At 58.0% G+C, this 12,461-nt stretch carries 12 protein-coding genes, 3 tRNA genes, 1 other RNA gene and 1 pseudogene; 14 read left to right on the top strand and 3 right to left on the bottom strand.

From position 1 onward, the window contains the following. Window positions 1-20: 20 nt before the first annotated feature. The 6 genes from DW178_RS05185 to ssrA all read left to right on the top strand — a co-directional run bounded on the left by DW178_RS05185 (window position 21) and on the right by ssrA (window position 3,737). Window positions 21-533: a 2-thiouracil desulfurase family protein gene (locus DW178_RS05185; protein WP_286168522.1), complete on the top strand. Its 513-nt coding sequence runs from the start codon at window positions 21-23 to the stop codon at window positions 531-533. A gap of 159 nt (window positions 534-692) precedes the next feature. Next, window positions 693-1,151, top strand: a complete 459-nt coding sequence (locus DW178_RS05180) for a NanQ anomerase/TabA/YiaL family protein (RefSeq protein ID WP_118350030.1) — start codon at window positions 693-695, stop codon at window positions 1,149-1,151. A gap of 115 nt (window positions 1,152-1,266) precedes the next feature. Next, a complete protein-coding gene (locus tag DW178_RS05175) occupies window positions 1,267-2,394 on the top strand; it encodes a M42 family metallopeptidase (RefSeq protein WP_118350029.1) in 1,128 nt (375 codons plus the stop codon). A 4-nt stretch (window positions 2,395-2,398) separates the two neighbouring features. Continuing rightward, on the top strand, window positions 2,399-2,863 hold the full coding sequence (gene smpB, locus DW178_RS05170) for an SsrA-binding protein SmpB (RefSeq protein WP_118350028.1): 465 nt from the start codon (window positions 2,399-2,401) through the stop codon (window positions 2,861-2,863). Further along, the gene (locus DW178_RS05165; RefSeq protein ID WP_118350027.1) at window positions 2,863-3,279 is read left to right on the top strand and encodes a hypothetical protein; all 417 of its coding nucleotides are present in this window, start codon (window positions 2,863-2,865) and stop codon (window positions 3,277-3,279) included. Before smpB ends, DW178_RS05165 begins: the two co-directional genes overlap by 1 nt. Before the next feature lie 87 nt (window positions 3,280-3,366). Next, window positions 3,367-3,737, top strand: a transfer-messenger RNA (tmRNA) gene (ssrA, locus tag DW178_RS05160). Between the two features lie 104 nt (window positions 3,738-3,841). Here the strand turns inward: ssrA and DW178_RS05155 are convergent. Further along, complete coding sequence (locus tag DW178_RS05155; RefSeq protein ID WP_118350026.1) at window positions 3,842-4,024, bottom strand: hypothetical protein; 183 nt, start codon at window positions 4,022-4,024, stop codon at window positions 3,842-3,844. A 320-nt stretch (window positions 4,025-4,344) separates the two neighbouring features. Here DW178_RS05155 and DW178_RS05150 point away from each other — a divergent pair, with 320 nt between their 5' ends. Next, the gene (locus tag DW178_RS05150) at window positions 4,345-5,979 is read left to right on the top strand and encodes a L,D-transpeptidase family protein (protein WP_286168521.1); all 1,635 of its coding nucleotides are present in this window, start codon (window positions 4,345-4,347) and stop codon (window positions 5,977-5,979) included. Window positions 5,980-6,150: 171 nt separating this feature from the next. Here the strand turns inward: DW178_RS05150 and DW178_RS05145 are convergent, their stop codons facing one another. Then, window positions 6,151-6,636, bottom strand: coding sequence for an aminoacyl-tRNA deacylase (locus DW178_RS05145; protein ID WP_042433921.1), 486 nt, complete (start codon window positions 6,634-6,636; stop codon window positions 6,151-6,153). 113 nt (window positions 6,637-6,749) lie between these two features. Between DW178_RS05145 and murI the strand changes: the two genes are divergently transcribed. The 4 genes from murI (at window position 6,750) to DW178_RS05125 (ending at window position 8,439) form a co-directional block, all read left to right on the top strand. Beyond that, window positions 6,750-7,619 carry a glutamate racemase gene (gene murI / locus DW178_RS05140; RefSeq protein WP_118350025.1) on the top strand — a complete coding sequence of 290 codons (870 nt, stop codon included), beginning with the start codon at window positions 6,750-6,752 and terminating at the stop codon, window positions 7,617-7,619. Window positions 7,620-7,648: 29 nt separating this feature from the next. Then, the gene (gene rdgB, locus DW178_RS05135; RefSeq protein ID WP_118350024.1) at window positions 7,649-8,251 is read left to right on the top strand and encodes an RdgB/HAM1 family non-canonical purine NTP pyrophosphatase; all 603 of its coding nucleotides are present in this window, start codon (window positions 7,649-7,651) and stop codon (window positions 8,249-8,251) included. Between the two features lie 34 nt (window positions 8,252-8,285). Further along, window positions 8,286-8,362: transfer RNA gene (locus tag DW178_RS05130), tRNA-Pro, on the top strand. A gap of 3 nt (window positions 8,363-8,365) precedes the next feature. After that, window positions 8,366-8,439 (top strand) — tRNA-Gly (locus tag DW178_RS05125). 614 nt (window positions 8,440-9,053) lie between these two features. Here the strand turns inward: DW178_RS05125 and DW178_RS05120 are convergent. Next, window positions 9,054-9,129, bottom strand: a tRNA-Arg gene (locus tag DW178_RS05120). 691 nt (window positions 9,130-9,820) lie between these two features. Here DW178_RS05120 and arcA point away from each other — a divergent pair. From arcA to DW178_RS05105, 3 genes and pseudogenes are all read left to right on the top strand, one after another. Further along, window positions 9,821-11,038, top strand: coding sequence for an arginine deiminase (arcA, locus tag DW178_RS05115; protein ID WP_114621202.1), 1,218 nt, complete (start codon window positions 9,821-9,823; stop codon window positions 11,036-11,038). A 185-nt stretch (window positions 11,039-11,223) separates the two neighbouring features. Beyond that, window positions 11,224-12,219, top strand: a complete 996-nt coding sequence (gene argF / locus DW178_RS05110; protein ID WP_042433932.1) for an ornithine carbamoyltransferase — start codon at window positions 11,224-11,226, stop codon at window positions 12,217-12,219. 138 nt (window positions 12,220-12,357) lie between these two features. Further along, window positions 12,358-12,461: pseudogene (locus DW178_RS05105) on the top strand (carbamate kinase); the annotation flags it as partial.

Raw genomic sequence — 12,461 nt, 5'->3', positions numbered from 1 at the left:
TATTGGTAGGAATAACCGGCTTGTTCGAGCGCTATAATGCCGGTATGGAGAAAACCCCGAACACATTGCCTGCTGTCGCCGTGAGCGCCTGCCTGCTGGGCGTGCCGTGCCGCTACGACGGGTCCTCGAAGCCTGTTGACGCCGTGATGCGGCTTGGCCGTTGCTATAAGCTTGTTCCCATATGCCCTGAAGTTGCAGGGGGCCTTCCTGTGCCGCATCCGCCGTGCGAGATCGTCGCGGGGTCCCGTCCGGTGCACGTGATGGATGCGAATGGCAGCGACGTCACGCAGGCCTTCCATCTTGGCGCAAGCCGCTGCCTGGAGCAGTTGCGAGATGCCGATTGCCGGGTTGCCGTGCTCAAATCGAAAAGCCCTTCGTGCGGAAGCGGGACGGTGTACGATGGAAGCTTCACGGGCGCGCTCGTGCCGGGGTGGGGCGTTGCCGCGCAGCTCTTCCACGACGCGGGTATCACGGTGCTTGATGAATCGCAGGTCCAAAGGTTGGGCGTGCCGCCAGGCCCTGCGCAACCCTAAAGCAGCTGATCTGCAAAGCCGTAAAGGTCCGGCCTTGTCTGCCTTGTGCATGCCGTGGGGCGCCGTCTACCGCGGCGGCCTGCCCGCCGGCGGGGTGTATACTTCCCTAAACGAACGAGGCGGCGCCTTGCGCGCTGCGTGAATATGAAAGGAATCAGTATGCTGGTTACCAACCTTACCCATGCGAACGGAAACGATTATCTCGACCAGCGTTTCGCAAAGGCCTATGCGTTCCTTGCGCAGGACGGCCTGGATGCTCTGCCGCTCGGCCGTAACGAGATCGATGGCGACGACGTGTTCGCCAACGTGCAGGAATACGACACCGTCGCTGCTTCCGAAAAGCAGTTGGAGGCGCATCGCGGTTATTACGACGTGCAGTTCGTCGTGTCCGGTCAGGAGCTTTTGCAGTACGCTCAGCTGGATGGCCTGCCCGAGTGCCAGCCTTTCGATGAAGGCAACGACTTCGGCCTGTACGAGACGCCCGAGCAGTGCACGGATGTGGTGCTGCGCGCCGGCGACCTGGCCGTCCTCGCTCCCGAAGATGCGCACAAGCCCGGCTGCACGCTCGGCTCCGAGCCCTGCCATGTGCGTAAGATCGTCGTGAAGGTCCGCGCGTAACGGCGGGTGCCGTCGTTCGTCGCCGCCGCGGCCTGCAGGCGCAGCGGCGATTTTCGCCGTTGCGTCTGCGCCCTTTGTGCGCTCAATCGCCGACCTTCTTTAATAAAGGAAGCAAATGAACAAGCAAGATCGCAAATATCTCAAACGCCTGCTCGAGACCCCTTCGCCGACGGGCTGCGAGCAGTGCATCGCCTCCGTGGTGCGCGAGCGCATGGAGGGCGTGGCCGACCAGGTCGTCACCGACGTCATGGGCTCGGTCCATGCTCGCCTGGAAGGCAGGGGGGCGGCGCCGTCCCTTATGCTGGCCGCCCATATGGATGAGATCGGCCTGATGGTGGTCAACGTCTCCGATGACGGGTTCTTGTCGGTCGCCGCCATCGGCGGCGTCGATTCCGCCATTTTGCCGGGGCTTCGCGTGGACGTGCACGCCTCCGGGGCCGAGCATCCTTTGCGCGGCATCGTCGGCCGCAAACCTATCCACCTCATTTCGGCGGGCGAACGCGACAAGGTCACGCCCCTGTCCGACCTGGTCATCGACATGGGCCTTCCCGCCAAGAAAGTCAAGCGCCTGGTGAAGGTGGGCGACGTCATCACGTTCGGCGTGGGCTTCGAGCGCTTTGGAAAGAACATGGGCGTTTCGCGCGCCTTCGACGACAAATGCGGCGTGTGGGTCATCACGCGCGTGCTCGAGGAGCTGGCGGCCGGCGGCGGTTGCGCGGGCGATGTCACCTGCGCATGCACGGTGCAGGAGGAGATCGGCACCCGCGGCGCCATCACCTCGGCGTTCGGCGTGAGCCCCGATGTTGCCGTGGCCTTCGACGTCACGCACGCCACCGACTATCCGGGCATCAGCCATGCCAAGTTCGGCGACATCAAATGCGGCGGCGGCCCGGTCATCGGCCGTGGGCCCAACGTCAACCCGCGGGTGTTCGACCGTCTTGTCAAGGCTGCCAAGGCGGCGGGCATCCCGTATCAGGTAGAGGCGCTGCCCGGCCATTCCGGCACCGACGCCTGGCCCATCCAGGTCAGCCGCGCCGGCATCCCCACGGGCTTGGTGTCCGTGCCGCTTCGCTATATGCATACGCCCACGGAGGTCATCTGCCTGGACGATCTTGACGCAACCGTGGCCCTGTTCGTGCAGTTTGCGCGCGATTTGGAATCCGGCGGCTCGTTCGTGCCCATGGCGGGTTGCGGTTCGGTGTCGCTCGATGCCTGCTCCGCCCGCGCGGCGCAGGGGGAGTAGCATCATGAAAAAGCAATCCCAAGACATCGCGCGCAACCGCAAGGCGCTGCACGATTACGAGGTTCTCGAAACCTACGAGGCGGGTATCGCCCTGACCGGCACCGAGGTGCGCTCGCTGCGCGACAACCATTGCCAGCTCACCGACTGCTTCGCGCTCATCCGCCACGGCGAGGTGTGGCTGCATGGCGTCCACATCCCCCCGTACGCCTTCGGCAACATCGCGAACCCCGACCCGGACCGCAAGCGAAAGCTGCTGCTGCACAAAAACCAGATCCGCAAACTGGAGCAGCAGACCAAGGAGAAGGGCATGGCGCTCGTGCCGTTGAAGATGTACTTCAACAAAAGCTCGCTGGTGAAGGTCGAGCTGGCGGTGTGCCGCGGCAAGAAGAACTACGACAAGCGCGCCGCTATGGCCGAGCGCGACTCGAAGCGCGAGATCGAACGCGCGTTGAAGGAAAGGAGCCGTTGATGAGCGATCAGGAAGCCCTGGAGGCCGAAGAGCGAATCTCGGAGCATGTCGCGGAGGATATCCCTCAAGCTGACGAGGCGCCTGCCGCCGACGAAGATCTTGAGGTTGTCGAGCTCGAGCTTTCCGACGATGATATCGTCCGATACCTTGAAGACGACCAGGGCAACCGTATCGGCTTCGTCATCATGGAAGACGGCGAGGAAGCCGAATATCTTTATCTCGAGGGCGACGAGGACGAGGATGCCGGCGGCGAAGTCGCTGACGATGGCAGCCTGGGCATCACGCGTGACGGCGTGCAGCAGGCAACCGACGACATGAACGCCATTTTCAAGGACGGCGTGAAAATGGCCGCGGAATTTAAGGGCGCGTTTGACGATATTAAAAGCGCATTGGACTTCAGCTCGATTTTGAAGTAAGATTATCAATCCGTTCGGCGACTTGCCGCCGTGCACTTTGACAAGGTGGACCGCAGCGTCCCGACTCGGCTGTAAAGCCGGCTTCTCGGGGGCGACTGGTTTCGACATGGTATGTTTGAACTGAGGAGCAGGTCGTGGTCTCCTCGCCACGTTAAACAGGGGTACCGTCAAGTTAATTGGCAAGAACAACTCTCAGAGCGCTCCGGCGCTCGCCATGGCTGCCTAAACAGCACCTGGCACGTCAACTCCGGGTTGTCCCCGGCTCGGACGCGACGTCATTTTAGGGGGACTGCATCGAAGCACGTGGACGGTATGGCTTCGATAAAGATCGAACCGACTAGGAACCCTAACGTTTGCCCGTTGACCGACGGGTTCCGAATTCCGATAATGGGATAAGCTTGTAGAGCCTGAGGGATAATATAGTATGGACCGGAGTTCGATTCTCCGCGCCTCCACCAACTGTTCAGTAGGCGAACATATGCAGGTGTTCGTCGTTAGGCGGGCGTTCGTATTGCTCGTCGAATAGAAGAAGCCGCTCCATACGGGGCGGCTTCTTTGCGTTCTAGGCCTGCGGCATGATCTCCTGCTCGCCGTCCTCGTCGAGGTACGGCATGAGGAACACGCCGCTCTGCTCGGTGGTCAGCAGCAGGTACTCGCGGTTGCGCTCGTCGCACACGATTTCCTGGCCGATGCCTTCGGGCAGGTCGTATATGGGGCCGTCGGTGCGGGCCGGCGATGCCTGCATCTCCTGCGCGCCGCTCGCCTGGTTTTCGCACAGGACTGCTGCCGAGACGAGGACGGCAAGGGCGGCGATTACGTAGACCAGGATGCGCGCACAGTCCGCGATCTTCTCCGCGAAGCCGTAGCCCTCGACCTTGCCCTAGTCATCCAGACTAGGCTTCATCGTCCATTCATTTCCGAATCGCATTCGGCCATCCCGTGCCGGTTGGAGAATCGGCAGCCCGATGGCCGTAATTATCGTATCGAAAATATCCACAAGGTATCGCTCCTTGGGTATTACGTTGCTACAATAAAGCTATCTGTACCCTATTCAGCGAGAGCATCATGAGCAACGATCAAAACGATAAAGTTTCGCGCGGGCGTCACGTCGCTCCAAGCGATATCCCTTCCATCAACTTCGCCGACGACAACCAGCCGGGTGGCTTCATCCCGCAGCAGGTGCATGGCCAGCAAAACAGGCAGGCCTACCCGCAGTTTGCGCAAACCGGCCATCAAGGGTACGCGCCGTCCGGCATGCAAATCCCCTCTACGGGCGTTTCCCGCCCTAAGAAGCGCGTCGGGAAGGTACTGGGGATCGTCGCGGCTTGTTTGGTGGCTGTCCTTGCGATCGCATATTGCGGCGTGGCGCTGTATTTCGGCAGTCACTTCATGCCCAACACCAAGATCGGCAATCTTGATGCATCGCTTATGTCGACGGCGGATGCCGAAAAGGCGCTTGCCAACGAGGTGAACTCTTACAAGCTCACCATTACCGGTAACGGCTTCAACCTTACGGTCTCGGCCAAAGACGCCGGCGTCGATTTCAACGCCTCCGAAGTGGTTAAGGAAGCGTACTCTGCGTACAACGAATGGCTGTGGCCCGTCGAGCTTACGCGCAGCCATGATGCAACCGGCGCTATGATCAGCTCGTACAACGATTCCGGCCTTGAGCAAACCGTGTCCGCAGCCGTTGCCGCTTTCAACGAATCCGCTACGCAGCCTCTCAATGCTACGGTTGCCTATGATTCCAAATCCGGTTCCTTCACCGTTTGCAAGGAAGTTGCCGGCACCGCCCTTGATGCGTCTAAGGTCATGGCTGTCGCCGATGCTGCGCTCGCCGAGCTCGATCCCAAAGTCGTGCTTTCATCCGAGCAGCTGTTGCAGCCTACGGTGTTTTCCACCGACCCCCGTCTGAAAACCGCCGTCGAGCAGGCCAATACCATGATCGGGGCCGATATCGTGCTGACCATGGGCAAGTCAACTGCTGCGGAAGTCAATGCCGATCTTATCTCGCAATGGGTCACCGTTGACGAAAACGTGCAGGCCGTGCTTGATGAGGAAGCCATGCGAGCGTGGGTCGACAAGCTTGCCGGCGATTGCGATACCGTCGGCACCACGCGCACCTATACGCGCGCCGATGGCAAGACCATCACGGTTTCCGGCGGCGTGTACGGCTGGTCTATCGACTACGATGCGCTTATGGATTTGGTGATCAACGGCGTCAAGGAAGGCCTTGTTGAAACCGTCGAGATCCCTAACGCCACTAGCGGCGATGCATATAACGGCGTTGGTGGTCGTGATTGGGGCAACCGTTATATCGATATCGACCTGGCGGAGCAGCACGTTTACTTCTACGATGACTCCGGTGCGCTGGCCTGGGAGTCCGACTGCATCTCCGGCATCCCCGATGGCACGCATGACACCAGCGTCGGCGTGTTCTGGATGAATGCGATGCAAAGCCCCGGCAAGCTCACCGGTTATGAGAACGGCCAGAAGATCTACGAATCAACCGTTCAGTACTGGATGCCCTTCGATGGCAACGCAATCGGCTTGCACGATGCCGATTGGCAACCCGATTTCGGTGGAACCATGTACAAAGACGGTTACGGCAGCCATGGTTGCGTCAACCTGCCCCCGGCTAAGGCTAAGGAACTGTACTCGCTTATCCACTCCGGCGATTGCGTGGTCAGCCACTGGTGATAGCTGTTCGGCGGTGAATGTTCAGACGCCCTGCAAGCATTGCTTGCAGGGCGTCTTCTGTTCGGCTTTGGCCTGCTCTTAGGTTCTTTCGTGCGAGCCGAGGACGCCTATTCGATTTTCAGCAACAGCAGGCCGGTCATGCCGCGTTTAGTAATGTGCACGAGCTTTTGCCTATACCACGGTAAGGTCAACGCATTTCACGGGCACCACGCGTTGCAATTCGCTTAGCGGCGTTTGAATCTGGCATCCAATGCGGCCGCCCGAGAACATGATCCGGTCGTACAACTCAGCGGTCTCGTCGATGAAGGTGGGGAAGAGTTTCTTCATTCCTACAGGGCTGCAGCCGCCGTGGATATATCCGGTGAGCCCCAAAAGATCGCGAGATTTCACCATCGCGATGGACTTCTCTCCGGCAGCACGAGCTGCCTTTTTCAAATCCAGCTCGCAGGCAACGGGGATCATGAACACGAAATGTTGACCTGATTTTCCCTGAGTGACCAACGTTTTAAATACGCAATCCGGATCTTGCTCCAATAGCGCCGCCACTTCGACCCCGGATAACGCTTCGGGGCTTTCGAAGAAGCGCGTGTCGAAATCGGCGTGCGCCGCCTCCATTTCGCGTATGGCATTGGTTTTGCGGTCCTTTTCCTTCGACATGATCAGCTGCTCCCTTTTCTGGAACTATTTTGCTTGTCTGCAGGTTAGCAGATACTATGGCACCCGCCGCGCATTTCAGAAAGCGCCCGCAAGCATGCGCTATACTGAGCGCTATGGATATCATGCAAACATTCGACAACGCCCCCATCGGCGTGTTCGATTCAGGGTTCGGCGGGCTTACCGTCGCGCGCGAGATCGCGAAGGCGCTGCCGGAGGAGTCTATTATCTACGTAGGCGATTCCGCGCGTTGCCCCTATGGTCCGCGCAGTCTTTCCGAGGTGGATGGGTTCGTCCAGCAGATCGGCTCATGGCTGGTGCAGCGTGGGGTCAAGCTCATCGTCATCGCGTGCAACACCGCTACTGCGGCGGGTTTGTCGCATGCCCAGCAAACGTTCCCCGTTCCCGTCATCGGGGTTGTGGAACCTGGTGCACGCGCTGCTGCGCACGCAACGCGCAATAAGCGAGTCGGGGTCATCGCCACGAAGGCCACGGTGGAGTCGGATGCCTATACGAAGGCGATCCGCCACCTAGATGCGGGCATCACCGTGTTTTCCACGGCTACGCCGCGATTCGTCGAGATAGCCGAGCAGGGCATCCGCATGGCGGAGGGCCCTATCGAGAATTACACCTCGCTTGCATCAAAGGTCTATATCCGACCGCCGTTCCAGGCTATCGCAAAAGAGTATCTGGAGCCGTTGCGGCGCTGCCAAATCGATACGCTCGTCCTTGGTTGCACGCATTTTCCGCTGCTCAAGGCGTTGATCGGCGGCGTAGTGGGTCATGAGGTCACGCTCATCTCGTCGGCGAAGGAAGCAGCCCGAGATGTCACCGAGATTCTGGATCGTCACCACCAACGTGCTCGGGCGGGTCACAAAGCCGAGTACGAGTTCAATACCACTGGCGATGATGTCGCGGAGTTCCAAAGCTTCGGCAGCCGTGCATTCTGCATGCCCATCACTAGCGTGTCGCATATCGAATTCTAAGAACAATGTTTCGCCCCGAAAGGAACCTTATGAAAACCGTTCTCATCGCCAGCAATAACGCTCACAAGGCTGTTGAGATTGCCGAAGCGCTTGATTTCCCCGGTTGGGAGTTCAAAACTCTCAAGCAGGCTGGTGTTCACTCCGACCCCGTCGAGGATGCCGAGACGTTCCTGGGCAATGCCCGCATCAAAGCTCATGCGGCTCAGCAGGCTAGCGGCGGTATGGCGGTGCTAGCAGATGATTCCGGCCTGGAAGTCGATGCACTCGATGGTGCTCCTGGCGTGTATTCCGCACGATATGCCGGTGAACCGTGCGATGACGCTGCCAACAACGCGAAGCTGCTCGATGCTCTGTCAGATGTGGGGGATGCGCAACGCAGCGCTCGATTCGTATGTCACCTGGTCTACCTTGATGAGCAGGGTAGGGAGCACGATGCCCGTGGAACGGTCGAGGGCCGTATAGCCCATGAGCCGCAGGGGGATAACGGATTCGGATACGACCCGCTGTTCCTGCCCGAGGTATTTGAATTCAAACGCTCGCTCGGCCAGGCGCTTCCCGAAGAGAAGAACTCGATTTCCCATCGAGGCAATGCCCTTCGTGAACTTCGCGCGAAATTGTCCGAAAACGTTTAGAAAGTCTGATATACTATCTAGGCTGTTTGGATGTCGGGACGTGGCGCAGCCTGGTAGCGCGCCTGCTTTGGGAGCAGGATGTCGCAGGTTCGAATCCTGTCGTCCCGACCAGTCGCGGGTGTGGTTCAATGGTAGAACTGAAGCCTTCCAAGCTTCTAACGCGGGTTCGATTCCCGTCACCCGCTCCACTAAAGTCCCAGGCCAGAGCCTTATCGGCTCTGGCCTTTTTTGTTTGTTCGCCAAAATGTGCGCCAAGTTGCGGACCACATGCGGACCAAATCGAGGGCCAAATCGGAAAGAGACTTCAGACCTTGCTGTTTCGGGAGTTGCATGCCGGGTCCTGCCTGCTCGACCGCGCAACAGCCTTTAAGTGAGCGAGCGATCCTCCAAACGCGATCACGTATATATCAGCGATCTTGCTGTGTGCGCGTGATCGCAGCTATTCATCGATGATGCTATCGTAGGAATAAAGGGCTGAACCGGCCTTAAGGTACGCACATAGTTCGAAAACCCGAATCGATAGTTGCGAAAAGACAAGCGATCTAGCCGAACTTAGCTGATCGCTGCGCTATATCGTTGATAATATCGCAGTAACGGCGGGGGTCTTGCAAGAGCAAGCTGTGCGAAGGAAATTCGACGCGAAACAGCGCTTCCTCTGGGAAATCACGCAATGGAGCGTCTGCGTTGTAGGGCATGGGGAAGTTGATCATCGTCGAAGCAGCACGTGAGCGAGCCAAGATGCACTCAGCTTTCGACAACAAAAAAGCCGGAGACAGCAAATCGCGCTCCGGCCAGAAAATCCTGGCGCGCCCAGCAGGACTCGAACCTGCAACCGTCGGATTAGAAGTCCGATGCTCTATCCGTTGAGCCATGGGCGCACAAAACGCCGTTATTATACCGCAAACCCGCAAAGACACGTAGGATTGCGAGACGTCACGACTAAAACAAATTGCTTACCATCAAAATGTCTGAATGAAAATGCGACCAGCCGTCGAATCAAGGTAATAGGCGGCTCTCATCATGTCGTCGTCGAATTCTTGCAGAGCGCGTCGTGCGATTTGCGACGGGAAATAGATCGCGGGAGAACATCGGTCGTTCAGTTGTCTCTCAACTACCTATAGCGTTTTCGGCTACGTCTCATCCAAAAATGCTACCAGCCATAGTGGTATAGAGTCTCTCTATCAATGGTCTGAAAGACCATAAGCGTCCGTGCATCGAAATCGCATGATGCATTATTTCTCATATTTATGCATAACTAGGGTTTCGAGTGAAATCATCTATGGGTCCGCTCGGCTTCAGGCATGGTGTTGGAAAATTATGCAACTGCACAAGTAAACTATTGTGAACCAAAGTGAAAGTGAAGGAAATGTGTAGAAACGCGATTGAAACAAAGCCGGAAATTTATCGTCTTCGCAGGTCATCCCGAAAATCTCGTTTTCAGAAATTTTGGTAGTTGCTTTTCATTGTGAAGCGTGAGAAGTTTGTTTTGCAGTCGGAACGCGCGGTGCGCAACGGGCGTTCCGCTTCTAAGAAGTCCGAAAATGCATAAAAGGCATAAGGAGGGTTTTCATGGCAGGCGTAAACGTCAAGAGCGAAATCAAGCCCTTGAAGAAGGTTCTGTTGCATCGCCCTGGTAAAGAGCTGCTGAACCTCACGCCGAACACGCTCGAAGAGCTGCTGTTCGACGACATCCCGTTTCTGAAGGTTGCCCAGGCCGAGCATGATGCTTTTGCTCAGGCTCTTCGCGACAACGGCGTGGAGGTCGTGTATTTGGAGAACCTCATGGCCGAGGTGCTCGATGCCAATCCGGCTCTGCGTGAGCAGTTCCTGAAGCAGTTCATCGAAGAGGCCGGTATCCGCACTGAGCGTTATCAGAAGATTCTCTTCGATTACCTGAACGATAACTACAAGACCAACATCGACTTGGTTCTGAAGTGCATGGAGGGCGTTAATCTCACCGAGCTGCACACGGACAAGTCCAACTCCTTGGTTGACCTGGTCTCCGAATCTTCCAAGATGGTCATCGCCCCGATGCCGAACCTGTATTTCACCCGCGATCCGTTCGCGATGATTGGCAACGGCGTTTCCATCAACCGTATGTATGCTGTCACGCGTAACCGCGAGACCATCTTCGCTGAGTACATCTTCACGCATCATCCCGATTTCAAGGATGTGCCGCAGTACTACAGCCGTTACAGCGCATTCCACATCGAGGGCGGCGATATCCTCAACATCAATGAGCATACGCTGGCCATCGGCATCTCCCAGCGCACCGAGCCGGATGCCATCGACGAGATCGCCCACAACATCTTCAAGGACGAGACCTCGCCGGTCGACACCATCCTGGCGTTCAACATCCCGAACAATCGTGCCATGATGCACCTCGACACCGTGTTCACCCAAATCGATGTTGACAAGTTCACCATCCATCCCGGCATCATGGGCCCGCTGACCGTCTTCGAGATCACCCCCGAGGGTGAAGGCATCAAGGTCAAGGAGACCTCCGGCACGCTCGAGGAAGTGCTCGAGAAGTACGTGGGCATGCCCGTCACGCTTATTCCTTGCGCTGGTGGCGATCGTATCGCCGCAGAGCGTGAGCAGTGGAACGACGGCTCCAACACGCTGTGCATCGCTCCTGGTCGCGTGGTTGTTTACGAGCGCAACGATGTCACGAATGCGCTGCTGCGCAAGAACAACATCGATGCTATCGAGATTCCCTCGGCAGAGCTCTCCCGTGGCCGTGGCGGCCCCCGCTGCATGAGCATGCCGATCTGGCGTGAGGACTAGATTTCTCGCTGCGCAGAGCGCATAATCTGAGTATCCATCTTGGATACGAATCCTGAGAAATCAGGAACCCTTGTTAGGTTTTTCCCGGAACGCATGAAAATGCGTTCCGGTAGAAACAGCAGGCTGAAACTTGGCGCGGCCTGCACACATAAGTTCTTGTTAACTTGCTATCGAAAGGAATTACCATGCCTGTAAGCCTGAGCGGTCGTCATTTCCTGCGTCTCCTGGACTTCTCCACCGAGGAGATCGAGTACCTGCTGAAGCTTTCCAAGAACTTCAAGGACATGAAGCGTGCCGGCGTGCCGCATCGCTACCTTGAGGGCAAGAACATCGTGCTGCTGTTCCAGAAGACCTCCACGCGTACCCGTTGCGCATTCGAGGTTGGCGCTATGGACCTGGGCATGGGCGTGACCTACCTGGATCCCAACAGCTCTCAGATGGGCAAGAAGGAGTCCATCGAGGACACCGCTCGCGTGCTCGGCCGCTTCTATGACGGCATCGAGTTCCGCGGCTTCGCTCAGACCGACGTCGAGGACCTGGCTGCCAACGCTGGTGTGCCGGTTTGGAATGGCCTGACCACCGAGTGGCATCCCACCCAGATGCTGGCTGACGTTCTCACCATGCAGGAGAACTTCAACTACGATCTGAAGGGCCGCACCGTCGTCTTCATGGCTGACGCCGCCAACAACGTTGCCCGTTCCATGATGGTCGTTTGCGCCAAGCTCGGCATGAACTTCGTTGCTTGCGCCCCCGAGACCAACTGGCCCGAGGCCGAGCTGGTCGAGGAGTGCCGCGCCATCGCCGCCGAGCATGGTGCCACCGTCAAGCTGACCGCTGACGTGAAGGAAGGCTGCACCGACGCCGACGTCATCTACGCTGACGTGTGGGTGTCCATGGGCGAGCCCGACGAGGTCTGGGGCGAGCGCATCAAGAACCTCGAGCCCTACCGCGTGACCAAGGAGGTCATGGGCTACGCTAAGAAGGACGCTATCTTCCTGCACTGCCTGCCCAGCTTCCACGACACCAACACCACCATCGGTGCCCAGAAGGCCGAGCAGTTCGGCATCACCGAGATGGAGGTTGCTGACGACGTCTTCGAGTCCAAGCAGTCCAAGGTCTTCGACGAGGCCGAGAACCGCATGCACACCATCAAGGCTGTCATGTACGCAACCCTGAGCTAAGTCTCTAGGTTCCAAACTCACCGTTGCGCCGCCCCCGTGGCGGCGCAACGAATTGCATCGAAATCCCTTGCCAACCTATGACGATTTTTCGTCCCATTTCAATGGGTTGGCTTTTTTATTCCTAAAAAGGAGGCAATCATGCCCTACGCAAAAGGTGACGGTCCTTCCGTAGTCATCGCCCTCGGCGGCAACGCTCTCGGCAACAGCCCGCAGGAGCAGCTCGAGCTGGTGAAGAACACCGC

Origin of the sequence: Eggerthella sp. AM16-19 (genome assembly GCF_003474385.1) — a bacterium.
Classification (GTDB): domain Bacteria; phylum Actinomycetota; class Coriobacteriia; order Coriobacteriales; family Eggerthellaceae; genus Senegalimassilia.
Note: the sequence above shows the minus strand (reverse complement) of the source record. Positions and strands in the feature narration are given on the sequence as shown.